Genomic DNA, 26,592 nt, shown 5'->3' with positions numbered 1-26,592 from the left:
CATCATGGTGGATGGTGATATACATGTATCTTGCCGCCTTCAAGCGTTGAACTGGGCCTTGGGTTCCAATCTGCTCTCCCCTTGCGATCCAGCGCCCCAAGGGCTTGGCTGATCCTCCGCAGCGCCCGCGCCGCTGAGGCGGGTCAGGAGAAATTGCCCGAACTGCCATTCGCCAAGGCCGGAGTCCGCGTTGATGTGGCCCGCCTGTCCCGGATCAGCGAAGCGGCTGCCCCAGAACCGCGCCAACTGCCGCGCCCGCTCGAACCGGATATAGGGATCATCGCGGCTCGCCACGACGATCGATGGGAAAGGGAGCAGCGCCTTGGGCGAGGGCGCAAAGCTCAGCAATCGGGAATCGATGCCGCCCACATCGACCTCGGGCGGTGCGACCAGCAGCGACCCCGCTATCTTGTGGCTCCATTCCCGGCATTCCAGCGCCGCCCACCAGGCGACCGCATGGGACCCCAGGCTGTGCGCCGCCAGGATCACCGGCCCCTTCACCGCGCGATCGCTTCATTGAGGTTGCTGACCCAGCTATTGCGATGCGGCCGGTTCCAACTGCCCAATTCGACGCGGCGGCAGTTGGGCAGTTCGGTTTCCCAAATCGTCTGCCAATGCCCGGGCCCGCTGTTCAGCAGGCCGGGAATGGTCAGGATGGTGGGGCATGGTTGCGGTAGGGTGGCTTGCGTGAGCATTATGAAGTCTATCCTGCGGAACTTCATCATATCTCTACTATATCAGTTGAGATGCCGAGCGACTAAAGCTATCAGCCGCTCAAGTGAGACTTGCTGCGCGCCCTTCGACCCGGTTTCAGCATCCATCGCCTCGACGGCGGGGTAGGTCAGATCGCGATCAGCGCATAGGGCCGGTCAAATTTCTCCGACACCACGAACTGCGCGCAATTGTACACCGGCACCCCGCGCGGCGTCCGTCCCTCGAACGCGCCGCGATGGGCATGTCCATGCACGGCAAAGCGCACATTGTCGAACCGGTCGATCGCCTCCGCCAAGCGGGACGAACCCAGAAAGGGAAAGATTTCCGGCGGCTCGCCTTCGACCGTATCGACCACCGGGGCATAATGCAGCACTGCGACGCAGCGGTCGGTTCGAAGCGAGCGCAACGCATTTTCCAGCTTGCGCGCTTCGTTGATCGCTTCCTCGACGAAAGTCTTAATGGCCTTCTCGCCAAACGCGCCCAGCTCCCCCCGGCCGAAACCGCCGACAAAGCCCTTCACCCCGGCAAAGCCGACGCCCTTTATCTCCACCGCCTGGTCATCGAGCACCGTGACGCCCGCGCCATGCAGGATGCGCGAGACCTCCTCGGGCTGGCCGCATTCATAATCATGATTGCCAAGCACCGCGACGATCGGGATGGAGCAGGCGCGCAGATCCTCGGCCAAAATCTCTGCCTCGCGCGTCTTGCCGAAATTGGTGAGGTCCCCGCACAGCGCCAATATGTCCGCCTTTTCCGAAATCTCCTCGAACATCACACGGTAACGATGTTCGGACGTGTCTGTGACATGAAGGTCGCCGATCGCCGCAAGCGTCAGCCCCTCATTCCGTGCGGCTTCATTTGTTCCGGTCATGGCTCTCCTCAAGACCCTTGCCGACCACATCGGCGAAGCCCCATTCGGTGATGTCGATCAGATAGTCGCGCGGGGACAACAGCCGCCCCCGGCACACCCGGATATTGGGCACCGGCAGTTCCGCCCGTGTCTGCAGGCGGCCCAGCAGCTCCTCGAACAGCCATAAGGGGACGCAATGCCGTTCGGTCGGGTAGATGAATCGAAAGTTGAGCAGGTGAATGAGCAGCAATTCCCAATGCAGCTCCATGGAATCGAGCAGCCATTGCCAGTTGATCCGCTCATGCTGTTTCAGGATCATGTGGACGACATCGGCGCCGTCATAGCGATAGCGGTCCTGGATAAAGATCTTGGACAGGATGAATTCAGTGGGCGGGGTGATCCTAACCTCTATGCCATAAACCTCGGCATAAGCGGCATCGCGGAACCATTCCTCGGTCACCGGCACGCTGGCCGATGAGATGTTATAGATCACGTCGAAGAAGTTCTTGTCCTTCCAGACCTTCCCGATCCACCGCTCATCCTCAAACTCGACCGCATGTCCAAGATGCTTGAAATAAGAAAGGATGCGCGGCGCGTCGCCGGCCTTGCAGAAGACATCGAGATCCTTCGTCGGCCGCACGATCCCGGTATGGCATCCCAGCGCATAGGTGCCCGACAGCATGAATGGGATACCGGACTCCACCAGATGCTGGAGGCTCTCGGTATAGAAAGCCACCGAATCCGGCGGCGGGTCGAAGATCGCTGGGTCGGCTGTCATTTCAGACTGCAACGGGCGAAGGTGGCGAGTGTTCCGCTGCGTCTGCTACCTCTTCCGCCTTGATATCTTGTCCGCTGCCGTCACCCCGGGCTGGACCCGGGGTTCCGCTTGTTTAAAATGAACGCCGATGGTGAAAGTAAGTGAGACCCCGGATCAACTCCGGGGTGACGAGGAAAGCACAGTCTCCCGCCCCTTTATGAAACCCCCGGCACCCCAAGCACCCGCGCCTCATCCCGCAACCGCCCGGCCTGCCCCGGATTGGCCTTCCGCGCCGCCTCGAAGGCCGCTTGCGCTTTCGCCGTCTCGCCCAGCGTCATCCGGCTGCGCATCAACATGATCCATCCGTCGATATTGCCGGGATTGGCCTTCAGCTTGCCCTCCAGCCCCGACACCATGTTTTCGATCATCGCATCCTGCTGACCCTTGGGAAGCTGCGCCGCCGCCTGCATCTGCTCCCGGCTAGGCCCAGGAATTGCCGCCGTCGCCACCGATCCGATGGGCGGATGCGGCGCGGCCTGTTTTACCGCCGCCAGCCTATCCTTGACCTCAACCCCATTGATCTTGCCCACCTGCTCGATGGTCCGGCGCAAATCCGCTTCCCATGGCGCGCCGGGCGGCGTGTCGGCCAGCAGCGCCAGCCAGTCGCGGATCGCGCCTTCATGATCCTTCGCCAGGTCCTTGCGCACCGCCTGGAAGTAGCGCGCGCGCGGTTCCTTGGGATCGAGCTTGACCGCTTTTTGGAACGCATCCGCCGCCTCCTTGGGCATGGGATCGCGCTCGCTCGCCATCACCACCGCTTCACCCAGCGATGACCAGAAGGTCGCATTATCCGGCGCCAGCTTCACCGCCCGCCGGTACGCCCGCGCGGCATCGGCATGCCGTCCGCTCTCGAAATAGGCCCAGCCCAGCATCTGCCAGCCTTCCGCGTCATTGGGAGTGGCGCCCACCCTGTCCTGCAAGCCGCGAATGACGCTCTCCGGATCGGACGGCTGCTGCCCGGCCGCTGCGAAAGGCGCGGACGCCGCGCTTTCCTTCTCCTGCGGCCTGTCGCGCCGCACGCTATAGCCCACCGACACGAGCGCCAGCCCGGCCGCCCCAATAAGAGCCATGCGCCCCACGCTCAGCTTCGTCACTTACTCACCCCCGCAAATCACCAACTGCTCTCTAGCGTCACGCGATGGAATTGATAGAGTGCCCAAAGGCTTGATCCGCGCATCATAAACCGGCAGGGGCATTTGCCGGGGCTGCGGGTGATCTCGCAAGAGGGGGGTATCAAGTGACTGACCGCGTGCGTATCGCGATCGTCGGGTCGGGACCGGCGGGGATGAGCGCGGCCGCGCGCGCGGCGCAGCTGGGCCTGTCGCATCTTCTGATCGAAAAGACGGACCATCTGTCCGACACGATCTTCAAATATCAGAAGGGCAAGCATGTGATGGCGACGCCCAGCCAGCTCGTGCTTCGTTCCGATTTCGATTTCGAAGCTGGTAAGCGCGAGGCGATCCTGGGCCGCTGGAACGAGCAAGCCGCGGCGCAAGGCATCAACGTCGCCTATAATGCCGAGGTGAAGGCGATCACCGGCACCGGCGATCCCATCCCCGGCAGCGTCCAGAAGATCGTCGAACGCAAGCGCGACGGCACTACCGCGACCACGGAAATCCAGCGCCTCGCCCCGCCCTACCGCCTGACACTGACCGGGGGCCGCGAAGTCATCGCCGACGCTGTCATCATGGCAATCGGCACGCAGGGAAATCCCAACCTGATGCGCGTTCCCGGTGCGGACCTGCCTCATGTCCAATATCAGCTGGATGATCCCGCAGAATATAATGACGAACATATCTTCGTCGTCGGCACGGGTGACGCAGGCATCGAAAACGCCATGGGCCTCGCCGCCGATGAGGCGCAGGGGAACAGCGTCACCATCCTCAACCGCTCGACCGAATTCGCCAGCGCCAAGCCCGCCAACGTCAAGGCGCTGATGGCCGCTGCCGAGGCGGGCCGCCTCTCCATCATGACCGAAAGCACCACGGCGAAGATCGAGCCGGGCTTCATCACCCTCGACAGCCGCGATGGCGAGGTGAAGATGAAGTGCGACCGCATCATCGCCCGCATGGGCTCTGCCCCGCCGCGCGCCTTCGTCGAAAGCTGCGGCATCGAATTCACGAGCAGCGATCGTCTGGCCTTCCCCAAGCTCTCACCGATGTTCGAAAGCACCGCGCCCGGCATCTTCGTCATCGGCGCGCTGGCGGGCTATCCGCTGATCAAGCACTGCATGAACCAGGGCTATGACGTCGTCGAGTTCATCAACGGCAATGAAGAGCTGAAGCCCGCCGACGAACCCATCCTCGCCGCCAAATTCGCCGCGTTACCGGGCAAGAAGAGCGTCGCGGAATGGCTCGAATATCTCCGCACCAACGTTGCGATCCTGGAAGGGCTGTCTCCTCTTCAGATGCGCGAGTTCATGCTCGACAGCGAAGTCCGCGCCTATCGTGCTGGCGAGGTGATTTTCGAAAAGCACGACCCCGGCTCCTCGCTGTTCGGTATCGCTGATGGCCAAGCGTCGGTCGAAGTCGCCTCCGAAACCCACGTCGCCATCGACCAGGGCTCGATTTTTGGCGAGGTCGGCCTCATCTCGGGCCGCCGCCGCGGCTCGACCGTGCGGGCGGGCACGGACTCGATCATGGTGGAAGTGTCGCGCACCGCGGCGCTGAAGCTCATGTCCTCGAACCCGCCCGCCAAGCGCGCCATCACCCGCATCTCGACCGAGCGGCAGCTGCTCCAGCTATTCGGCGCGGGCCTGACCCCGGCTGACCTCGCCGAAGTGCTCGACAGCGCCGAAATCAAGACCGTGAAGGCAGGCGAAGCGATCCTCACCGAAGGCGATCTCGGCAGCGACATCTATGTCATCCGCGTCGGCTCCATGATCGTGGAGAAGAAGATCGGCGGGAAAAACGTCTTCCTCTCCTACCTCCCTGCCGGTTCCTATGTGGGCGAAATGGCGCTGATCGCTGGCGGCCCGCGCACCGCCACGGTCAAAGCGACCGTCAAATCCGAAGTCATCAAATTGAATGGCGACGCCTTCGCCCGCCTGATGGCCGCCAAGCCTGCCTTGCTCGAACGCGCGCGCCGAGACATGGCCGCGCGGCAGGACGTCAACGCCTTCATCGAAAGCCGCAAAGACAGCTTCTCGACCGTCGTCGACATGTATAGCGAGACGGCCAAATTCCTCGTCGACAACGGCATCGGTGAAGCCACTGACGTTCTCCTCATCGATGAACATCTCTGCGTCGGTTGCGACAATTGTGAGAAGGCGTGCGCTGACAGCCATGAAGGGCTTTCCCGCCTCGATCGCGAAGCCGGACGCACCTACGCCCATCTCCATGTGCCAACCAGCTGCCGCCATTGCGAGCATCCGCACTGCATGGCCGACTGCCCGCCCAACGCTATCCATCGCGGCCCGGACGGCGAAGTCTTCATCGACGACACCTGCATCGGCTGCGGCAATTGCCAGCGCAACTGCCCCTATGGCGTGATTCGCATGGACAGCGTCCCGCCGAAGAAGCCAGGCCTCTTGAGCTGGATGTTCTTCGGCGCTGGCCCCGGCCCCGGCGAACCTTCCAAAAAGTGGAGCTACAAACACGCCAAGCCCGGCGTCGAAAAGCCGAAAAAAGCCATCAAATGCGATATGTGCTCCGGCATTGACGGCGGCCCCGCCTGCGTGCGCGCCTGCCCGACCGGTGCGGCCATCCGCGTCTCGCCCGAGGATTTCCTCACCGTCGCCCGCCTCGATGGGCAAGCCAGCTGATGGCCACGCGCGCAACCGCAACCCGCCGTGTGAAAGGCGAGGTGCTGCATGACGGCTTCCTGCGCCACGCCAATTTCCGCTGGCTGAAGATCGCGACCGTCATCTGCATCCTCGCCATCGCCAGTTATTTGCTGATCGATGTGACCCCACGACATAATGGCGGCAGTTGGTACGGCTACACCATGGGCACGATCGGCGTCGGGCTAATCCTCTGGCTCACCCTGCTTGGCTTGCGCAAACGCGCCATGACGCGCGGCCGCTGGTCCTTGAAGGCATGGACCAGCGCCCATGTCTATCTCGGCCTCAGCCTCATTGTCATCGGCACGTTGCACACCGGATTCCAGCTCGGGTGGAACGTCCACACGCTTGCCTATGTATTGATGATGCTAGTCATCCTCTCGGGCCTCTTCGGCATCATCGTCTATGCGACGCTCCCCACCGCGCTCAGCAACAACCGCGCGGAAATGACGCAGGTGCAGATGCTCGAGGCCATCCGCTCCATCGACCGGCAGTTGCACGACGCCGCCCAGCCCCTGCCCCACGAGGAGGCGGCGCTCGTGCGCCAGTCACTGGACGATGATCCATTCGGCGGCAGCCTGATCGCCCGCCTCTCGGGCCGCCACCCCCGCTGCGCCACCGCGAAAGCCCAAGCCTCCCTGCGCTACTGGACCGCCGACCACCCCGACACTGGCAAGGAGCCCTTGGAAAAGATCGACGCCCTGCTCGAACGCAAGCAGGCCATGCTCGCACGCCTCCGCCGCCACCTGAAATTGAAGGCGCTGCTGGAAATCTGGCTCTACGTCCATGTGCCCGCCACCTTCGCCCTGCTCGCCGCGCTCACCGCGCATATCGTCAGCGTCTTTTTCTACTGGTGAGCGCGACCATGAACTTCATAGTCCGCCAGATCAGCCTCACCGCAGACGGCCGCGAGATCGTCCGCACCGCCACGCTCGCCAAGCCCCAGCTATCGATCGGCCGCGCGGCCGCGAATGACATACACCTGCCCGATCTCGCGCTGGAGCCAGACCACGCCCGCATCGAGCAGATCGACGGCCGCACGATCCGCGTCCGCGCGACCGGCGCGCTCGGCTTTGATCTCGAAGGCCGCACGACCCGCTCCGCCGAGATCGACACCAGCAAAGGCGCTGAACTGCGCTTAGGCGGCCATCGCGTCACCGTTGGGCAGGAGGATGGCGCAACCATCCTTTCGATCCGCCGCGTTGATGCCGTGTCCGAAGCCTCGGAGGAAAAGGAGGAGGCCAAAGTCTTCTCGCTCGCGCGGCACCTCCCGCCCAAGCGCCTGACCGCCTGGGGCATGGTGCTGGCGATCCTGATCGGCTTCCTCGCCATCCCGATCTACAGCTACGCCACCCGCGCCGCCGCCGACACGCGCAACATCTATAGCGTCAAAGGCGACGGCGCATGGTCCTCCGGCCCCTTGAGCCAGGCCCACCACGCGCTCGAAGGCAAATGCGAGACCTGCCACCAAAAGGCGTTCGTCTCTGTCCGCGATTCCGCCTGCCAGACCTGCCACAAGTCGGTCCATGACCACGCCCCCGCCGCGCGCATCGCCATGGCCCGCGCCGAGCCCGGCATCGGCGGCAAGCTCCTCGCCAGCGTCGCCGCCACCTTCGGCAAGCCCCCGGAAGGCGCCTGCGTCGATTGTCACCGCGAACATGAAGGCGCAGGCCCCATGCAGCCCGCGCCCCAGGCTTTCTGCACCGACTGCCACGGCACGCTGAAAGATCGCCTGAAGGATACAAACCTCGCGAACGCGAGTGACTTCGGCACCGCCCACCCGCAATTTTCCGCCCTCGTCCAATATAATCCGGGCAAGCATCCCAGCTTCACCCGGGCCGGCCTGGACGCCAGGCCCTCGGACGACAGCGGCCTCAAATTCCCCCACGACATCCATCTCTCGAAGACCGGCGGCGTCGCCCGCATGGCGCGGTCACTGAAGGCTCAGAATGGTTATGGCGACGCCCTCGCCTGCAAGGATTGCCACCGTCCCACCGCCGACGGCGTGCGCTTCCTGCCGGTCGACATGGAGCGCGACTGCCAGTCCTGCCACAGCCTCGCCTTCGAAACGATCGGCGGCACTGTCCGCACCCTGCGCCACGGCCAGCCCGAGCAGGTGGTCGCGGACCTGCGCGCCTATTACCGCTCCACTGGCCCCGCCCATCCCATCGCGCTCGGCGGCATGGCCCGCCGCCGCCCCGGCGACTATGCACAGGGCCGCCTTTATCACGCCTATTTCGGCGCAGCAGCCGCGCGTCCCTCCCGCGCCGACGACGCGATCCGCGCTGTCTTCTCGAAGGGCGGCGCCTGCTACGACTGCCACACTGTCACGAGCGGCGCTGGCGGCTGGCACGTCACCCCCGTAAACCAGCCGATGCGCTACATGATGACAGGCTGGTTCGATCATAAGGCGCACAGCACCGAGAGCTGCGAAAGCTGCCACGCCGCGCCCAAGTCGCACGACGCCAAGCAACTACTGCTGCCAGGCATCGACAGCTGCCGCACCTGTCATGGTGGCGAAAAGTCGAAGGCGGATGTGCCGTCCAGCTGCGCCATGTGCCACAGCTATCATATCGGCGACGGCGCTCCATGGACGCCCGCCGATCAAACCATCAGACGAGAGCAGGCGGACAGGCCGCGCCGGATCGGCCGCGACAGTTGAAGGGGGAAAAAGGACCATGCTGATCGCACAGGTCACGGACATTCATCTCGGCTTCGACCCCGGCAATCCCGCCGAACTAAACCGGCAGCGGCTCGACCAGGTCCTTGGCGCGCTGATCGACGGCCCCAACCGCCCTGACCTGCTGCTCGCCACCGGCGACCTGACCGACCATGGCGACCTTGAAAGCTACCGCGCGCTGGCGGAGGCATTCGCCCAATGCCCCTTCCCCGTCTGGCCATGTATGGGCAATCATGACGACCGGGACAATTTCGCCGCGATCTTTCCGCACGTGCCGCAAGAGGGCGGCTTCGTCCACTATGTCGTCCCATTGGACCACCGCCGGATCATAATCCTCGACACGCTGGAAACCGGCCGCCACGGCGGCGCCTTCTGCGACGCGCGCGCGGCATGGCTGGCCGCTCGGCTCGATGAGGATGCAGAGACGCCCACCCTCATCGTCATGCACCATCCCCCCGTAGAGGTGGGCATCGACTGGATGAACACGCACCCGGAGGAACCCTGGGTCCAGCGCTTCTCTGCCGTGATCGCCGACCGGCCCAACATCACCGCCCTGGTCTGCGGCCATCTCCATCGCACCATCACCGCGCCGTGGATGGGTATGGCGGTGGCCATCTGCTCTTCGACAGCGCCGCAACTCGCCCTAGACCTGCGCCCGATGGACCCCGATACGCCCGACAACCGCCCCATGATCATAGCGGACGCCCCCGCCTATGCCCTGCACCGCTGGACCGATGCGGGCCTCGTCACGCATTTCGAAACGGCTGGGGATCATACCACTCTGGCGAAATTCGATGCAGCGATGCAGCCGCTCGTGCGGATGCTGATGGACGAACGGCCCGCCTGAACTGACCTCTGCATGCCTAAAGGTCGCGCCTCCTAAACGGCCCCGCCTGCGACCGGCGCCCGTCCACTTACTTTGCCGCCATGTCGTCCAGCGCGGCGTTCAATCGCTGCATATCGGCGCGCGACAATGCTTCGCCCAGCGCGAGTTTTTCGCGCGCGATATTAAGCAGCGCTTCCAATCTTTGCAGCCTGACCAACGCGCCTGCCGATGCGGTCGATGCCGTGGCCGTCAATTCCGTTGGTCTAGCGTTCATCATTTGCTCCATTCTGATTGCAGCGGCTAAGGTCCGCGAGGGCTCGGGCGTCAATGGGTCAGCCAAACTGCCAGTCCCGCCCCTGCAAGCAAAAGAAGCAAGCCGTTCACGATGACCGCCCCCCAAAGTGTGTCATCGCGAAACAGATCGGCAGTTAATCGCAACCTGCTGAGCTTTGCCGGACGGCCGGTCGTCGCTGGGGGGCCGTCGTCCGCCACAGCGCCGCCCTCATTTTCCCAAGCGCCGACTGCTCTTTCCAGTCGCCGCTCCCGCGCGAAGGAATCTGCGCAAAATGTTCGCTCTCGCGCGGCGCCCAGGGCAAGTGTCTGCCGCTCGACATTGGCATGCAAATCGCGCTGTCGGAGTGATGAAGATGATGATGATGAATTGGGTGAGACGGACATGTCGCTCTCCTCGCCAAACGGGAGCACAAGCCTCTCTCAGTCACGGCATGTCTGGAAAAATTCAGCCGGGATAGGTCAATATACCATAGGCCCTTTCGGCGGCCTAATGGACTCTTCGGCTCAATGCGCGGGGAATATGTCTGTCAGATGGGCTGGGGCCGTATATGGTCGAGCAGCGCGCCGCCTAGCTCGTCCGCGCTTTCGCTCCCGAAACATGATAGGTTCGCCATACCGCGGCGCCAGCATCTTGCGAGCGCTGCAGGAGGCCGCCCATGGCTCGGAATGACAATGATCTGTCCGCGCTCGATGCCATCATCATGATCGTGCTGATTGGCCTCACCATGGGTGTAGGCTGGATGCTGTGGGGCTGGCTCTTCACACCATAGCCCTCACGGGCTGCCCACCCCGGCTCAGCGCAGCAACGGCGGCCGCCACGCCTTCATGTCCACATCATCGCTGACCTTGTAAGGCACGCCCTTGGCGTTCAGGAACAGCCGCTCCATTTCCGGCCGCGTGAAGGGCCGCGATCCGATCCGTCCGAACACCGCCATCTGCCCACCCGTCTCGTCCACCGCCCGGTCGCGGTCCAGGCCCTTGGACAGCGCCAGCGCCGGCGAGGGCGTGCGCGCCCAGGCGATCAGCTCGGGCTTGGGCGCGGGGGAGAAGCCATAGAAATTGGGCTGGCTCGCGGGACTGGTGAGCTGGATCACCTTCATGCCGTTCCGCCCATCCGCGACATAGGCGAAGAGCGAGGCGTTGGTCGTGCCGACGATCACATCCTCCACATCCGTCATCTGCCCGCCAAACGTCTCCTTCGCATAGACGCTCGGCCGCAGCGGATTGGTCATGTTGATGATCGCGAGGCCCTCCGTCTTGGCCGCGACATAGGCATAGGTGCGCGCCAGATAGATGCGCCGCGCATCGGCCAGCGGCACGGTCGCCGAAGGCACTGCCACCGGGTCGGTCAGCCGCGTCACATCGAACAGCTTCAGGCCCTCCGCATCCGTCACCCACAGGTAACGGAACTGGATCGCACTCGCCCGCGCGTCCTTCATGGGCCGCACCGCCGCCAGCTTGGGATGCAGCGGATCGGACAGGTTCACCACCACCAGCCCCACATCAGCGGTGATATAGGCGATCTGCCCCGCCAGCTGGATATGCCGCGCGCCCTTCAGCACACCATCGGGGTTCCAGGTCACCGCGCGCTTGAGGAAATTGTTGCGGAATTCGCCATCGGCCATGGTCTCGATATTGACCATGATCAGCCCCTCGACGCTGTCCGTCACCGCCGCATAGCTGTAGATCGGCAGGAACGGCTGCTCCTGGTTGATCGCGCGCAATTCCTTCGTGTTACGCAGCGGATTAACCGGCTGATTGGTGGCGAGCGCCATGCAGGTCGCATTCTTCGACGCCACGCTCGCATTATGGCCGAGTTTCGAGAAAGGCCCGCTCAATATCGGCTCGGAAAAGCCCTTATTGGCGATCGACGCCACGTCATAGACGCGGAAGCCGCCCTTCCCTTCGGCCACGAACATATATTCGCCGCGCAGTTGCAGGCAGCCGACGCGGCCCGCCGTGCCCTTTACGACATTGCGGAACTCCTCGACCGGCCGGGTTTCGCCCGACGCCTTCTTGTCAAAGAACTTTCCCCGCACCCAATTTTTCAGCTCGCGCTTGTTCTGCTCGACATGCAGCTTCCAATAATCGGGATAGGCATATTTCTGAAGGTAACTGCCGATCACCGCCTGCGGCTCGTCCCATTCGGTGACGCGGATCGCCTCGAACCCGCCTTCAAGCCCCGTCCAGGCGTTCAGCCCCACAAAATTCACATAATTGGTGCCGAGCAACAACAGCTGCGACATGATCGCATTATTGTCGTCTTTCGCCGACAGGTGGCAGTCCGAACAGGTCTTCGTCTCCGTTTTCCGCACCGTATGCGGGAAATGCGGCGCGAAGGCCTGGGACGAAAAGCCGATCCCGGAAATTGGCGGCTGCTGGATATAGATGCGCTCGCGATTGATGTTCGTGGACGACAGCACCAGCGCGGACGTCGACCGCACCGGAGCGGTTTCATTCCCCTTGGTCGTCATATGCTTGCCAAGCTGGAACATCTCGTCCCGCGCGACCTGCGGATTATAGGTCGCGAAGTTGCGCGTCTCCTCTCCGTCGAAATGGTGGAGCGTGGTCTTCCAGTTCGCCTCGATCGGCAGGTGACAGCCACCGCAGCTGGTCGTCCAGCTCAGATGGCAGGTGAAGCAGGCCATATTGTCGTCGCCATGCGCGCGGTCTTCCTTCGCGATTCCGGGGCCAAAGGCGAAGCTGCCATCTTCCGCGCCCGACCGGCTCATCAGCTTGGCGCGCGCCGCCTTGGCGTTGAAGTGCGGATTGGCCGGATCGACGCTGTCCTTGACGAGGCTGACCTCCCACTCAAGGCTGGGATCGACGATCGACCGCTGGATCAGCTTGCGCTGCCCGCTCGCGTCATAGAACCACTCGAACCGCCGCTTGCCATCAGGATTGCGCAGCAGCGCGAGGTTTGTGCCCTTGGGCGGAGCCGCCGGCCCGGAGGTCAGCAGCGTGGGATAAGCATCCGCCGTGCCATGGCAATCCTTGCACCCGATCTCGATCGCGTTCGCCACCTCGCCATAGATGAAGCCGTTGCCATGGCTGTCCTGCGCAAAGTGGCAATCCGCGCATTGCAGGCCCTTCTCCGCATGAATGTCCATCATATGGACGGTCTTGCCAGGGTTCACACCGGGTTGGACGAACTTGCCCTCGCCCTTTTTCCGCCATTTCTCCGGATCATCGTTCGACACGATCTTGCCGTCCGCGTCGAGCAGATTGCCCTCCCGATCGCGCTTGAACACGCCCCGGAAGTTCCAGCCATGGCCATGATAGTCGGCGAACTGCGTATCCTTCGCCTTGTCATTCAGCTCATAGACGTTGCGCAGGAAATCGAGGTCCGACCATTTGCCCTTCGGCCCCGCCCCTTCCGGATTGCGCTCCAGCGTCTGATGCACTTCGGCGGCGGTCGGATATTTCTGCTTTTCCGGCCACATCAACGGAGCGTCGGACTCATAGTCCCACATGGTGTAGCCCAAATAGCTGTTCAGGAAGATATTGGGCTGGTGCATGTGGCAGTTCATGCACTGCGCCGTAGGGATGGCGCGCGTGAATGTGTGCCGGATCGGGTGCCCGCTTTCCTTGGCCCCTGCGGCCGGAGGGCCGCTTCCCTCGACTAAAGCGACGGGATGATCGGGCTTGACCGTCTCGCCATGCGCACCCTTCAGCGCGCCGTGACCGCCATCCTCATGGGCCAGCTTCCCCGCGATCGTCGGGTCCACCGTCGCCGACTGCCCGTCGCGCCCATATTGCGCATAGATCAGGCTGTGGCGCGGCTCGCGGTCATTGGCATAGACGACATGGCATCCCGAACAGCCCGAATGGCGATAGTCGCCCGGCTGATCATTGGTCCCCATGAACCACATATAGGGGTCGTTGAGGCGGGTTTTGTGCAGGTTCAGCACCGGAATGGCGACGCGAAGGCCCGTCCCCGGCCCCCGGCTCGACTGCTTCAGGTCCGGCCGCCCCGGCTCCTCCAGCCTCTGGATCGATCCGGTGGGATTGGGCAGCCCGATCTCCGCAAACTGCGTTCCGATATTGCGCCCGCCCCGCTCGAACACGCGGAAGATATCGCCCGGCGGCGTCACCTGCCAGTTGGGCAACGGATAGAGTTCGCTAAGCGCCCCGCGCGCCTTCTGCTCCGCCGTCAGCGTGCCCGGCGGCGATCCCGGCGACACGATCTTCGCAGGTCTGCCATCCTTGGTATAAGCCTCGCCGAAGATGTAGTTTTTGAACGGCACGATCCCGTTATTATAAGCTGCCCCGCCCCACAGCATCGCACCCGACGCCATCAGCGATCGCTCGGCCGCCTCGATGGTCTGCATATGGCAGGACCCGCAAGCCTCCCGCGCCACGCGATAATCGCTCGGGTTCACAAAGCGCACGAATTCGGGCGCCTCCCTGTTGAGCAGCGTGTAGGTCCGCTTGGGGTTGGCGGAGGAGGGATAATGCCAGCTTCCCGGATAGCGCGGCAGCACATGCGCCTTGTCCCGCGCCGCCACATAGGCCGCGTCCTCGAACCCATGGCTCGGGTCGCCCCGAACCGTCGCATCGCCGCCATGGCAATCGACGCAGCCCAACATGACTGCCGGAGTTGCATGCATCGACGGCTCGTCGGTTTTGGTATGACAGCTATAGCAACCGTCCGATTTCGCCGCGACCTGTTCCGCCGTCTGGCTCATCGGCGCAGGCGCGGTCTTCGCATAAACGCGCTCGACCGGCTTTTCTGCATCCGACGCATTGAGGATGGCGACAGGCAACGCCAGCGCAGCGAGGATCAGCAGGAAAAGGGCGGAAAGTGCGCGCATCAATAACTCAAGATCAAGTTGCCGAGCACCGAATAATATTCGCGGTTACGCTCGCTATTGGTGAAAAGGTCGCGAAAGCCCGCGCCCGGCAGCAGGGCCGCGCCCGACAGCCGGAACACGATATTTTGGCTCGCATGCGGCCGCCAGATCGCGGCGGTCGACAAATCCCATCCGATCGCCTTGGGAATGCTCCCTTCGTTCCGCAGCGCCTGCAACGTCGCGGTATTTTCAAACCACAGATGGTTCGCATTGGCCGACAGCCGCAGTTCAGGCAGCAGGTCGAAATCCGCCCCCGCCCCCAGCAGCATCGTGCCAGGATTGTTGAAGTTGGACTGGCCCTGCTCCTTGGACGACCGCAGCGAGTTCAGGATGCCGTTCCGGCCGCTGATCCCGATCACGCGCCCGCCGCCCGCAAAGGGGATGGTCTGCCTGATCCAATAGCTTGTATCCGCACCCGCAAAGACCGGATTTTCGAATATCGCATCGAAGCCGTTCTCGCGATCGTCGTAAGGATCGCCATCGCCGCTGGCATAAAGCCCCGACAGCCGGAACCGCATCCAATCCTTGTCGATGCTCGCCTCGGCCGCTGCGAAGAACGCCCTGATCTGCGCAGGCCGTGACGTGAAAAAGCTGTTCCGATCCTCGCCCAGCGCCCCATAGAGCGACGCGGTCAGGTTGACCCGCCCAAGCCGCCCATCGGCATTATAACCAAGGTACACAACGTCATAATCCCGCCCGCGCAAGTCGCCTAGCAAAGCGGGCCGCACCGGGAAGCCATTATCGTCAACCTCGATCCGCCCGGCCTCCCGATTCATATTGTAAACGGCAGTGATCTGGCTGGTGAGGCCGGGGATCAGGAAATCCTGCCGGTAGAGATTGGCGAGGAACACCCAATCCCTTCGCGGCGACTGCACCACGCTGTTGAGCCCGCTGTTCGTGTCCTTTTCCAGCCGCCAGAAAGCCGCGAGATTGAACTGGAAGCGGTTATTGTCGCGATTGCCGAACAGGCGGATGCCAAGCTGCTGGTCGTTGAACAGGAAGCCGCGAAAGTCCGACTGGAAAGGCTGGATGCCGACGCGCAGCGACCGGAAATCATAGCGGTCCGACGTGTTCGCCAGGTGATAATCGACGAACAATTCCTGCACGCCCAGAAAATGGTCGGTGCGGTGGCTCGGCTTGGACGGCTCGACGAAGAGCACGCGCCGTTCGGGCACGTTCACATGATTGATGTTATACGCCAGCGTCAGCCGATACTCGATCTCGGGCGGCTTGAACGCGGTCGACCCCTTGATCAGCGCCACGCCGCCGATGAAGGTCTGGCTCAGCACATAGCTCGCATCCGTGCCGAACACATCGATGCTGCCAGGCCGCTCGGTCGTCTGCACGCCGACGGGAATGGGAAAGGTGCGCGGTTCGATGACCGTGTCGTTCACGGCATTGACGACGAAGAACCAGTCGTCGCCCTTGATAGGCAACCACTTCACCTTCTCCCGGTCGATCGGCCGGTCGCCCTTCAGCGTGTTCTGATTATAGGGGTCGAACCAGCGTTCCTTGACCACGCCAAGGCTCTCGATCAGCCGCCAGCGGTCGGGGATCGGCACCTGATCAACCGGAAAGGCTTCGGGCGGCGGCGCGCGCAGAGCGCCCTTGTTGTCCTGCGTCACCGCCTCGGGCAGCGGCGCTTCATATCCGGGCCGCCGCCGTCCTTCGATCGACTGCTCGTCCGCGCCGACCTCGGGCGCGTTCAAAATCTCTTCCCAATTGTCGGGCGGCGGCGGCGGAACCGGCTCGCCGGGCTGCGCGAGCGCGAACAGCGGCAGGAAGGCGGCGAGCCCCATGCTCACAGTCCCCTGCAAACATCTTGAGATGAGGTGCCGAGAAATGGCGCAATCGGGCACTGGACATAGCGCAGCCGCACCGATTCATTACCAAGGTCCACGACAATCTGATCCGACCGGATCGCCGCCGGGGCATTGCCGATACCGCCACTGCGCTGCCCGCCATTATGCGTGCCTAAGAAGCTGATCATATCATCCTGATCAATGCCGTCGCCCGACACGCCGATCGCGCCGACCAGCACATTGCCGCGATAGATGGGCACCGATCCCGGAAAGATCTGGATGCCGTTCTGGATGCGGTTGGCCGCGCCGACCCCCGTCACCGCCGAACAGCGCTGCGGCGTGTCGGACGCGCTCGCGCCGGTCACATAGGCCAGATGCGCGGCGAGATCGCCTACCACCAACGCCGACTGCAGGCCGGTCGAAAAGGGATTGAACTGGGCGATCGGGCGGGAGAACGGCCCATTGGGGCGCCCCACCTCGCCATCGGGGAAATAGGGCCGCGACAGCAGTCCATGGCCTCGGTCGGAGTAAGCAGTCTTGCCCGTCAGCGCCGCCGGATCGTTGAGGAAGGTCCGCGCTTTCCCCACAAAAGCCGCCACATCCGCACTGCTGCTCGCCAGCAGGTCCGGCGCGGCATGCGCGCCCGAGAAGAAGGCCGCCGTCCGCGCCTTCTGCAGGCTGACATCCGTGCCGAAGATCGGCGCGTCGGGCGATCGCACGATTCCCAGCGCCGCGCCGCGCGTGTCCACCACGCTGATGGTCACCTGCGCCCGGCTGTCGAGCGGCTGCCGGATCTGCGCCCGCGCCCGGCTCATGATGGCGAAGGCCTCCTCCAGCACCGCCGTCACCTCGGCCGCGCTTAAGGGCTGCGCCACATCCCCCGCATCGGTCGCCGCCCGCACCGGGAAGCGATTATTCCCCGACCCGTCCGTCAGCACGAAGGCGTCACGATTGGAAAATTCCCCCGCCCGCGACGCTCGCACGCCCGAAGCCTCGCTGCCATAGGCGACACCCGCCAGGACCATCGGCGCGGGCTCGCCATAATAGCCGCGCACCGCCACCAGGTTCCCGACGCTGCCGTTGATCGCGGCAAAGCTCACCGCGCCACTCCCCATCAGCCCCGAATAGGCGGCGTCCGAATAGCGCAGCGATGTCCCGTCCACGAAAATGCGGTTCGCGCGGATGCTGTCGGGCGCTTCAAAGCCCAAGGTCCCGGCCAGCGCGATATATTCTTCCGGATCATTGTCCGTATCGGTAACGTTAGGATCGGAACCATAGACCCCATCCGCCATCACGCCGATGCCGCCCACCACGACGCCATTTTTGTAAAGTGGAAAGCCGCCCGGATCGGCCGCCAGCCCGAGCGGCGATCGCTTCGGCCCGATCATCGCCTGCGCGCCTGACGACATGAAGCGCGCCGACAGGTCCGAACAGGGCAGCTGGCTGAACTGCACCCCGAACAGCGGCCCGCTTTCGAGGCCCACCGTATTGGGGGCGGGCGGAAAATGCGCCTGCACGATCATGCTTGCCGTGCGCGTCGAAAAGGCGTTGCCGCCACTCGACAGATAGGCGCCGGTAATAGCCTTGGAAATCGCGCCCGCTTCGGCCGGGACGGTCAAATTCTGCGCGTCGAGATTTTGGCCATTCGGCGCGGCGCTGGTCGTCGCGCTGGCCCGCGCGCCATTCATCCGGAACACGGCCAGCACATTGCCGACCCGGTCGGTGACGGCGATCACCGCAGGCAGGCTGCGCGCCTGCGCCTCCGCCACGGCATGGCCGACGACGCTCTCGACATCAGCGACGCTCAACGCCTCCTGCGCCGGATCGGCATAGAGCCGGGTCGCCGTGGGTGTCGGCGTCGGCGTAGGACTTCCCCCGCTCCCACCGCTTCCACCGCCCCCGCCCCCGCCGCACGACGACAGCATCAGCGCCGACAGAGCCGCAAACGCGCTAAGCCTGCGCCTCAATGCTCTCATCGTAGAACCCCAGCGCCGCGAAGCGCGCTACCCGAAACCCCACCGGGTTGCCGCCCGGCTCCCCGATCTGCTGCGTTATGACCGCGGAAGTCGGGCCGAACCTTCGCCGCCGCGCAGATGGCGACGCCATCCCGCACTTTCGGGCGCAGGACCACATGATCTGCGCCAGCGCCCGTCAGCAGCCTGACCAACCCATGCCGCTCAGCCCTCACCGCAACGATCCAATGCTGCGCGCGGCGCTGCCCAGCGCCGACCGGAAAGCGGCGGGTTGGTAGCCGTTCGGTTCCTTCACCGCCGCATAGGCGCGATTGACGTCCGACCGGATGCCCGCCGCCGCGCCGACGGTCACCTGGCCCGACTTCACCATGCTGTTAAGCAGCGTGTCGACCGCCATCACCGCCTGCACCGATCCTTCATAATCGGTGAAGCGGGGGGCAATCGCTCCGCCCGCAATCTGCTGCACGATGGCGAAGGCCATGTCGCCTTTCATGCCCCCGCCCGCAAAAGCGTCGCCCAGCGCCCGCGCGCTCGCCGCCAGCTTGCCCGCAGCCGCCACCGCCGCCCGCCGATCCGTCGCGATCGCCGCATGGAAGGCGCGGCTGTCCGCATCGAACCGCCCCTCCAGGCCCGGCGCGGCCACCCGCGCAGCCGCCGACAGCAGGATCATATTCTCGTCATTGAAGGGCGGCATCCCCGCCGGGATCGGGCGTCCGGGGTTCGCCTCCCACGTCTTGCTCCGCTCCGCTTGGTCATAGATGCGGCGATGGCAGCTCTGGCAATCGAAGAAGTAGAATTCCGGGAAAGCGCCCTCGCTCCCCTTCGACGATGCGTAAAGCGTCAGCGCGCGTTCCACCGCCATCGCCTGCCCCACCGCCCAGAATTTCAGGCTGTCCGTCCGCCCCTTGCGCCGCGCATAGTCCGCATCCTCGTCATGATGCGCCTGCATCGAGGAAAAAAGGTCCAGCTCGAACGAAACGCGCGGATGCCCCGCCGCCATCATCCGATGGTCCACGAACTGCCCCGCCCGATGGCTGCCGAAATGGCAATCCAGACAGACCCAGGCGCGCGCCTGCGGCTTCTCCAGCGGTATCATCCCCGCCGCAATATTTCCCGCATGGCTCGCCCCCACCGCATAGTGGCCCGCAATCCAGCCACCCGCCGCGCCATGGCATGCCTCGCACCCCACGCCGTCGCTCGCCAGAAAACGCGAGCCCCGCGCCGCCGCCGGAGTAGAATGGCACCCCAGGCACGCGGGCGCTGCCGTGGGATCGCCCAGCCCCAGCGTCGCCGCGATCTGTCGCCCCCGCGCGCCACCAAGCACCGCAAAGGCGCGGCTATGTGCGCCGCCGGGCGTTGAAGGCTCCTGCCAGCGCATCAGCTCGTCCTGGCGCACGACCTTGCCGTCGCCTTCCATCCGGCCGTGACAAGTCGATCCCGCGCAGGAAGCGACGCCCACGAACCCGCGCCCTCCAGACGCATCCGCCGCGCGCAGGCCGCTTTCCGACAGGCCGCCCAGCAGCAACAGCACGAGCAGCATCGCCGCCGCCAGCATCACGCCGGCCGCCCGCTTGCCCATCCTGTCGCCTGTTACGTCCCCCATCTACACGCCCCCCTGCGCGCGACGCTCTTGCCGCGTCCGCCGCGCCCTTTCAATCCGTTTCTGCCCCTTTTTCCGCTTATTGCGCCGCGCAGGCTTCCTCCCCGGGACCGCCGCACGGCCGGTCCCAAAGATCCTCATTGCCCGCGCCCGTCACCGGCTCGTCGATCAGCGGCGGAAAGCCCTGCGTCACCACATCGCGCAGCTGGATCAGCGTCAGCGGGAAGATCCGCGTCACCGACACCGCCGGGCCCAGCAACCCATCGATCGTGTCCCGGCTATCGACGCTGATCCCGGTGCAGGACGCGCCATTCCCGATGAAGCAGCCGTTGATCTTCGACCCCGCGGCATAGCGCCCGTCGATCGCCACCAGCGGGATCGTGTCCAGCCCCGTGGCAAACAGCCCGGCGCTTGTCGCCAGCCGCCCGTTGATCGCGATCTGCGGCCGCCCGCTTCCGGCGATGATGGTCAGGCTGTTGGCGGTAAAGCCGCGCCGCGCCGCAAAGTCGTTCGAAAGCCCGCTATTCTGGATATAGACGCCATCGCTCGCCTGCAGCCGGATCGCCCCCGCCCGCAACATCCCCGCGTCCAGCGCCAGCCCGTCATTCTGCGCCAGCCGCAACTCACGCGCGCCCAGCGATCCCGCCGCCTCAACGTCAGCGATCGCGGCCAGCGTCGCGGCATAGATGGACGGCGCGCCGATGCTCAACACCCCGCCCAGCCCGCCATTACTGTCGCTGATGTCGATCGATCCCTGTCCTGCGATCACCTGCACCGCCTGGCCAGCCGACAGCGCCAGCCCGCCCTGCCCGCTGCGCCCGGTCAGCGCCACCGCGCCCTGCACGCGCAACAACCCCGGCGAAGTAATGCTCAGCACACCGCCGCTTGCTAGCACGCCGCTGCCGATCGTTAGGTCGCGGACAATGACGTCGCCCGCCGCATCGATTGCGATATCGCCTGCCGATACCCGGCCCAACTCCGCCGCCGACAGGCTGTAGCCCGCCGTCGCATCGCCGCCGCCGATCGCCGCGCCGCCCAGCGCGGTGAAACGCAGCAGCCCCGCCGCATCGACCCGCCCGTTCGCGCCGATGACGATATCGCTCGACCCGATCGTCACCGCCTGCCCGCTGATCTGGCCCGCCACCGTCGCCACGCCCGCCGCGTTCAGCAGCACATTGCCGCTCGCCAGCGCATCGGCGATCGTCACCGCGCCGCTCGACCCCAGGCTGATGTTGCGGCCAAAGGCGGAAATCGGCCCCTGCGCGACGATATCGCCGACCAGCAGGTCACCCGCGCCCCCATCCAGCAGCGCCGCGCCGCCCGAACCCAGCCGCTGCGCGCTGATCCCGATCCCGCCAAGCGTCAGCGCCCCCCCGGCCATCGCATTGCCGATGGTCAGGCCACCCGCGCTGGACGTCAGAAGGACATTCCCCGCCGCCTGCGCGTCACCGACGCTGAGCCCGGCTACGGATCGCAACAACAGATCGCCCGTTCGCGCATTCAGCCCATTGGCACTGATGCTCCCCGCATCCACGTCGATCGACCCGGCCGCAACGGTCCCGCCAAAGGCCGCCACCGCCCCGCGCTGCTGCAACAGGCCGCCAATATCCGCGCCGCCCAATTGCAAGCTGCCATTGACGATCAGGTTGCCGCCCATCACCGCGCTGCCGATCTGCACGCCGCCCGGCGCAGTCAGCGTCTGGCTCCCCGCATTCAGCGTTCCGATGCCGATGCTGGCCGCTGACAGGGTCCCGCTGCCCGCGCCGATGGTCAGCGCGCCGCTGACGGCAAAGTCGCCGCCGATCGCGATGCCCGTCCCGCCCAGCGCAGCGCCGCTCGCATCGGCCATGTCGAGCAGTCCGCCCGACGACAGGCTGGCGAGCCGTATAGCGCCCGCCCCGCCAAGCCCGATCGCCGCCCGGCCGCCAGCGCTCACCGCCCCGCCCGCGCCATCGACGCTGCCTTGCGCGAACAGCCGCAAATCGCCGCCCGCCGACAGCGCGCTGCCGCCCGACAGCGCAATATCGCCGCCTCCCGCCAGCATCGTCAGCAAAGCCGCGGATCGCAGCGCCCCACCCACAACACTGATGCCGCCCGGCGTGGTCAGCAGGATGCTGTCCGCAGACAGGCTGTCCAGCCCTGCCGGTCGCGCGCCATGGCTGATCGTGATGCCCATGCCGGAATAACCCGTCAGCGCGCCCGCCACCGCCAGCGCGCCGCCGCCGTCAAAGGCGAAGCCCAGCGGCCCCTGCGTCATGAAGTCGGCAGTCCCGCCGACGGTCACCGGGTTGCCCGAAGCGGCGAAGCTGATGCCGGTAAAGCCTGGAACCACCGTTCCGCTCGCGCTCAGCGTCATCGGCCCGGCGACATGAAGGCCCCCGCCCGCCGCGCTCGTGCTGTCGGCAAAGCTGATCCGCCCGCCCGCAATGCCATTCGCCGTCATGGACAGCGACGCCAGAAACCGTTGCGCGCCCGCGCCCAGCACCACGCCGCCGCCATGGGTCAGCCGCGCCGTTCCCCCGCTCGTCAGACCGTCCGCGCCGCCCGCGCCGCCCAGTCCCGCCGTGCCACTGGCGATGATGGAAAGGTCGCCCAGCACGAAGTCGGCATCGCTCGCCTCGAACGAAGCGATGCCGCCCGCGCCCGAACCGCCGTTTCCGCCCGCACCGGCGGCACCTGTCGAAATCGACGCACCGCCATTCGCACCAGAGCCGCCCTTGCCCACCGCCGTGATGCTGTAGGGGGGCAGCGTCGAAAAGCTGCTGTTCACCCGCAAGCGCCCGCCGTCGATGCGCAGCGTCGCGGCCCCGCCGATCGCCTGCCCGCCACTGCCGCCAGCGCCTCCGGCCGGTCCGTCCTGTCCGGCCGATCCCGCGCCGCCGGTCGCATCCCCGCTCAATGTCAGTAGCGCGCCGGTGATGGCGCTCGCCCCCGCATTCACCGCGAACAGCGCCGTGCCGCCCGTTGCGTCGCCGCCGTCCGCGCCCGCCAGGCCAAGGCCACTCTGTAGCCCCGCTGCGCCACCCATTCCGCCCAGCGCCTGTGCAAGCACCCCAATGTCACCCGCGTCGAGCGAGGTGGAGGCTCCGGTCAGCCCCAGCGTCGCGCTGCCGCCGAACGCATCGCCGCCGCGCCCGCCAGCGCCGATCGTGCCAGCGCCGCCCGCTCCGCCAAAGCCGGAGGCCGACACGCGCAGTTCGCCGCTGACGCTGGTCGCGCCAAAGCCGATGTTGAGCGCCGCGACGCCGCCCGTGCCGACGCCGCCTGCGCCACCCGTTCCACTGACCGCGCCCACGCTGCCAAATCCGTCCGCGCTGACGATCAGGCTCACGAAGCTCGGATCGACATCGATCAGCAGGTCAGCAAGGCCGCCCTGCCCCGCACCGCCCGCGCCGCCTTGGCCCGAGCCGTAGGTATAGATGTCGTAGTAGCTGTCATAATAGCCATTGATGCCGGCCAAGCCGCCTTCGCCATCCGCTGACACCGTCAACGCGCCGATGGCATGGCCTTCGCTCAAATAGGCGACCCGCGCCGTTCCGCCGATACCATTGCCAGCAGCGCCGCCCGGCCCATCGCTGTCATTGTCGCCGCCCTTACCGCCCGCACCTGCCGCCGACACCAGCAGCGACGGCGTGGTCAGCGCGCCGCTTGCCAGCGTCAACTCGGCGGTGCCGCCTGTGCCGTTGCCGCCCGCACCGGCTGTGTAAAAACCGCCCGACCCGTCCGATCCGGCGACGCCGCCCTCGCCGCCGAATCCCTGCGCCCTGATGCTGACATCCTCGCTGACGATGATCTGGCCAGTCCCGCCCACATCCATCAGCAGCCGGGCAGTGCCCCCAATCCCTGCGCCGCCATCCGCGCCATTCGGGCCGCTGTAGGAATAATAGGAATAATAATCGCTGCCGCCGCCCGCGCCGTTCGCCTCGATGCTGATCCCATCGGCGTTCAGCACGCCGCCGCGCGATTCCAGCTGCGCCGTGCCGCCCGTGCCGCGTCCCGCAATGCTGGACACCTCATCCGGCGCGCTCGCCGCCGCACCCGCGCCGCCGATGCCGCCTGCCGCCAACGTCAACGACGCGATGGTGGCGCTGCCGCCGGTGATCAAAAACTGCGCGGTGCCCCCTTGGCCGCTGCCTGCCTGAAACGGCGTCACGCCGTCGCCGCAGCTCGGGCAATTGATGGACGAAGCGCCACCCCGACCATCAGCGGCGCCCAACAGGCTTGCCGCCGTCATGCTGCCGCCCGCCACCAGGAAATTTACCGATCCGCCAGTGCCGGTCCCGCCATCGCCTTCATTGAAGGCCGATCCCCCGAGACTCAGCGTCGAAAGATTTCCCGAACTCAGCGCCCGAAACCCGAAAGACGCTTCTGTGGACGCGCCGTCGGCGGAAGCGAAGATAGTGCCAAAGCGCATATCGGCGCTGCCCGCTGCACCGGCCCGACTTTCAATGGCAATCGCGCCGCCCAGCCCGTCACCGCCTCGACCCGCTACGCCATCATAGAACTCGGTGCCGCCACCAATGCCGTTCGCCTGCAAATACAGTTGGCCGTCCATCGCGAAATCCGCGTCGGCAGCGTAGAGCAGGATAGACCCGCCTGCCGCATTCGCCCCATTCTGGCCATAGCCGCCCCGGCCATCGGCGGTTACGCTGCAAGATAAGGTGCAATCGGCGGCGAAACTGCCACGCAATCCGTTTAGCGCGGTCGCCGACAGAGTGATGCTGCCGCCGCTGCCTGTTCCCCCTATGCCAGTCGCATCGCCGCCTACGCCATCAGCAGCTGGATCGATATAGCCGGTCGTGACGCTGCCGCCAGCAGCCGACACGTTGATCGTTCCGCCATTGGCGTTGCCGCCTGCGACAGGCTGCGGCGAAAAGGCGACCCCCGCCGACGCACTCAGCGACATGCTGCCGAAACCAATCGTCCCCGCCAGCGCTGCGCTCGGTCCAGCAGCGGTTCGCGCCGACACGGTGATGGAGCCGCCCGTCGCATTGCCCGAACTGTCACTGCCCAGCCCGCCGATCGCATCGGCATAGGCAGAAAGGTTCGCCGCGCTGATCGAGCCGCCATTAGCGATGACGTTGATCTCGCCCCCGGTCGCGTCCCCGCCCGCCAGCAACGGCGCATTGGCGCTGCCCAGGCCGGTTGCGCTCGCATCCAGGACCATCGATCCGGTAACGCTGATCTGCCCATTGCCAGCCGCCGTCGCGCTGCCGCCATAGGTCAACACGTCGATCTTGCCGCCGGCGCCCGCCATTCCAGCGGAAAGATTCAAATTGCCGCCGACGCTGATGCTGCCGCCCTGATCGGCGCGCAGCGTTACCGCCTCGGCCGCTTTCAAATCGATATTGCCAGATGCGCTGACCGTTCCACCGACGCCCGCCTGCACAGCGATCGCGCCTTCCGCCGTCAGGTTGAGGGCCGCAAAGCCCGCCGCGCCCGCGCCAGGCTGGACCGTGATGCCGCCTGTCGCCTGCCCATTCACATCGGGCTGCCAAGTCCCGCTGCCGATGGCGATATTCGCCTCGCCGGTGGCAGTGGCATTGCGCACGCCCACGGCGCCGCCGCTCACATCATAACCCGCCGACAGCACCACGCCGCTGTTAGTCTGCACCGCGCTGTTCGCTGCGTCATAACCGACATTGCCCGACAGCAGCATGGTCAGCGCATTATTCTTGGGCACCGCCACCATGAAGACATGCTGGGCATCCGTGACAGTCGCGCCGGGCCGCTCGGTCGTTCCCGTATGCACCACACCATTAGCGTCGGTCGTCCCCGCGCTGATGCTGATATCGAACAGCCCGCCATTAATAGTGATGTCCGCCGCTTCAGCGGCAACATAGGCGGCCGATCCATTGACCTGCACCGTCCCCGCCTGCACCACCCGCGGCGCGACCAGCGCGACATAGCTGCCGCCAGACAATGCGCTGATCTGCGCCCCGCTGCGCACTTCCACCGATGTCAGGACATCGGCAGTCCCCCGGAACCGGATCTCACCGCCGCTGCCGTAAAGGCCGCCGGTCATGTCGATGTCGTTACTGGTCAACAGCAGCGACCCGACGTTGAAAATGCTGCTCGCCCCCGCGACGATACCGCCGGGCGCATAGAACCAGACCTTGCCGCCCGTAGCGCCGTTGATCTCGCTCTGCACCGTCCCGTTCAGCGCGACCACCCGCGACACGGAAATGCCGCTGCCGTCCACCGGCAGGATGCGGTTCAGCACCGTGAAGTCATTGACGCCGGAAACCTCGTTCGTGAACTTCTGCGTCTGCCCCGCCGGAAGGAAATCGATCACTCCCGTTCCCGAAGTGTCGTTGGGGATCCAGTTGATCACGGTCTCCGCATCGCGCAACACCACGGTCCCCGGCGTCGTAAGGTCCGGATTCGCCAACCCTTGCACAG

The 26,592-nt window shown here is 65.4% G+C and carries 14 protein-coding genes and 1 pseudogene; 4 read left to right on the top strand and 11 right to left on the bottom strand.

Annotated elements, in window-relative coordinates; genetic code table 11:
- Positions 1-39: 39 nt before the first annotated feature.
- The 4 genes and pseudogenes from EP837_RS15710 to EP837_RS15695 all read right to left on the bottom strand — a co-directional run bounded on the left by EP837_RS15710 (position 40) and on the right by EP837_RS15695 (position 3,475).
- Positions 40-695: pseudogene (locus EP837_RS15710) on the bottom strand (RBBP9/YdeN family alpha/beta hydrolase).
- A 146-nt stretch (positions 696-841) separates the two neighbouring features.
- Positions 842-1,585, bottom strand: coding sequence for a metallophosphoesterase family protein (locus EP837_RS15705; RefSeq protein WP_066530678.1), 744 nt, complete (start codon positions 1,583-1,585; stop codon positions 842-844).
- Positions 1,569-2,342, bottom strand: a complete 774-nt coding sequence (locus tag EP837_RS15700; RefSeq protein ID WP_066530677.1) for a nucleotidyltransferase — start codon at positions 2,340-2,342, stop codon at positions 1,569-1,571. The genes EP837_RS15705 and EP837_RS15700 overlap by 17 nt, the downstream gene beginning before the upstream one ends.
- Before the next feature lie 194 nt (positions 2,343-2,536).
- Positions 2,537-3,475, bottom strand: coding sequence for a tetratricopeptide repeat protein (locus tag EP837_RS15695; protein WP_380804535.1), 939 nt, complete (start codon positions 3,473-3,475; stop codon positions 2,537-2,539).
- Positions 3,476-3,666: 191 nt separating this feature from the next.
- Here EP837_RS15695 and EP837_RS15690 point away from each other — a divergent pair, with 191 nt between their 5' ends.
- The 4 genes from EP837_RS15690 to EP837_RS15675 are packed head-to-tail and all read left to right on the top strand — an operon-like array spanning position 3,667 to position 9,689.
- Positions 3,667-6,144, top strand: coding sequence for a cyclic nucleotide-binding domain-containing protein (locus tag EP837_RS15690; protein ID WP_237234896.1), 2,478 nt, complete (start codon positions 3,667-3,669; stop codon positions 6,142-6,144).
- Positions 6,144-7,019 carry a hypothetical protein gene (locus tag EP837_RS15685; RefSeq protein ID WP_066530675.1) on the top strand — a complete coding sequence of 292 codons (876 nt, stop codon included), beginning with the start codon at positions 6,144-6,146 and terminating at the stop codon, positions 7,017-7,019. Before EP837_RS15690 ends, EP837_RS15685 begins: the two co-directional genes overlap by 1 nt.
- Before the next feature lie 8 nt (positions 7,020-7,027).
- On the top strand, positions 7,028-8,824 hold the full coding sequence (locus tag EP837_RS15680; RefSeq protein ID WP_066530674.1) for a cytochrome c3 family protein: 1,797 nt from the start codon (positions 7,028-7,030) through the stop codon (positions 8,822-8,824).
- 16 nt (positions 8,825-8,840) lie between these two features.
- Positions 8,841-9,689: a metallophosphoesterase gene (locus EP837_RS15675; RefSeq protein WP_066530672.1), complete on the top strand. Its 849-nt coding sequence runs from the start codon at positions 8,841-8,843 to the stop codon at positions 9,687-9,689.
- A 67-nt stretch (positions 9,690-9,756) separates the two neighbouring features.
- On the opposite strand, the gene EP837_RS15670 is transcribed toward EP837_RS15675, so the two are convergent.
- From EP837_RS15670 to EP837_RS15640, 7 genes are all read right to left on the bottom strand, one after another.
- Positions 9,757-9,942, bottom strand: coding sequence for a hypothetical protein (locus EP837_RS15670; RefSeq protein WP_156518643.1), 186 nt, complete (start codon positions 9,940-9,942; stop codon positions 9,757-9,759).
- Between the two features lie 50 nt (positions 9,943-9,992).
- Positions 9,993-10,346 (bottom strand): hypothetical protein, encoded by a 354-nt coding sequence (locus EP837_RS15665; RefSeq protein WP_156518641.1) that lies wholly within the window; start codon positions 10,344-10,346, stop codon positions 9,993-9,995.
- 410 nt (positions 10,347-10,756) lie between these two features.
- Positions 10,757-14,776, bottom strand: a complete 4,020-nt coding sequence (locus tag EP837_RS15660) for an LVIVD repeat-containing protein (protein ID WP_066530668.1) — start codon at positions 14,774-14,776, stop codon at positions 10,757-10,759.
- On the bottom strand, positions 14,776-16,614 hold the full coding sequence (locus EP837_RS15655; protein WP_066530667.1) for a hypothetical protein: 1,839 nt from the start codon (positions 16,612-16,614) through the stop codon (positions 14,776-14,778). The genes EP837_RS15660 and EP837_RS15655 overlap by 1 nt, the downstream gene beginning before the upstream one ends.
- Positions 16,615-16,616: 2 nt before the next feature.
- Entirely contained in the window at positions 16,617-18,593 is a 1,977-nt protein-coding gene (locus tag EP837_RS15650; protein ID WP_066530666.1) for a heme-binding protein, read from the bottom strand.
- Between the two features lie 208 nt (positions 18,594-18,801).
- Positions 18,802-20,130 (bottom strand): multiheme c-type cytochrome, encoded by a 1,329-nt coding sequence (locus EP837_RS15645; RefSeq protein ID WP_443019151.1) that lies wholly within the window; start codon positions 20,128-20,130, stop codon positions 18,802-18,804.
- Between the two features lie 139 nt (positions 20,131-20,269).
- Entirely contained in the window at positions 20,270-26,590 is a 6,321-nt protein-coding gene (locus EP837_RS15640; protein ID WP_225870614.1) for a histidine kinase, read from the bottom strand.
- Positions 26,591-26,592 lie beyond the last annotated feature (2 nt).

The sequence above is a fragment of the Sphingobium sp. EP60837 genome, from assembly GCF_001658005.1.
Taxonomy (GTDB): Bacteria; Pseudomonadota; Alphaproteobacteria; order Sphingomonadales; family Sphingomonadaceae; genus Sphingobium; species Sphingobium tyrosinilyticum.
The sequence above is the reverse complement of the archived record's forward strand: the minus strand, read 5'-3'. Positions and strand labels throughout refer to the sequence as shown.

What these genes read in the sequence shown, in the direction of transcription:
- EP837_RS15705 (WP_066530678.1), bottom strand. Translation starts at nt 1,585, where the DNA reads ATGACCGGAACAAATGAAGCCGCACGGAATGAGGGGCTGACGCTTGCG.
- EP837_RS15700 (WP_066530677.1), bottom strand. Translation starts at nt 2,342, where the DNA reads ATGACAGCCGACCCAGCGATCTTCGACCCGCCGCCGGATTCGGTGGCT.
- EP837_RS15690 (WP_237234896.1), top strand. Translation starts at nt 3,667, where the DNA reads ATGAGCGCGGCCGCGCGCGCGGCGCAGCTGGGCCTGTCGCATCTTCTG.
- EP837_RS15685 (WP_066530675.1), top strand. Translation starts at nt 6,144, where the DNA reads ATGGCCACGCGCGCAACCGCAACCCGCCGTGTGAAAGGCGAGGTGCTG.
- EP837_RS15680 (WP_066530674.1), top strand. Translation starts at nt 7,028, where the DNA reads ATGAACTTCATAGTCCGCCAGATCAGCCTCACCGCAGACGGCCGCGAG.
- EP837_RS15675 (WP_066530672.1), top strand. Translation starts at nt 8,841, where the DNA reads ATGCTGATCGCACAGGTCACGGACATTCATCTCGGCTTCGACCCCGGC.
- EP837_RS15670 (WP_156518643.1), bottom strand. Translation starts at nt 9,942, where the DNA reads ATGAACGCTAGACCAACGGAATTGACGGCCACGGCATCGACCGCATCG.
- EP837_RS15665 (WP_156518641.1), bottom strand. Translation starts at nt 10,346, where the DNA reads ATGTCCGTCTCACCCAATTCATCATCATCATCTTCATCACTCCGACAG.
- EP837_RS15660 (WP_066530668.1), bottom strand. Translation starts at nt 14,776, where the DNA reads ATGCGCGCACTTTCCGCCCTTTTCCTGCTGATCCTCGCTGCGCTGGCG.
- EP837_RS15655 (WP_066530667.1), bottom strand. Translation starts at nt 16,614, where the DNA reads ATGGGGCTCGCCGCCTTCCTGCCGCTGTTCGCGCTCGCGCAGCCCGGC.
- EP837_RS15650 (WP_066530666.1), bottom strand. Translation starts at nt 18,593, where the DNA reads ATGAGAGCATTGAGGCGCAGGCTTAGCGCGTTTGCGGCTCTGTCGGCG.
- EP837_RS15645 (WP_443019151.1), bottom strand. Translation starts at nt 20,130, where the DNA reads ATGCTGCTCGTGCTGTTGCTGCTGGGCGGCCTGTCGGAAAGCGGCCTG.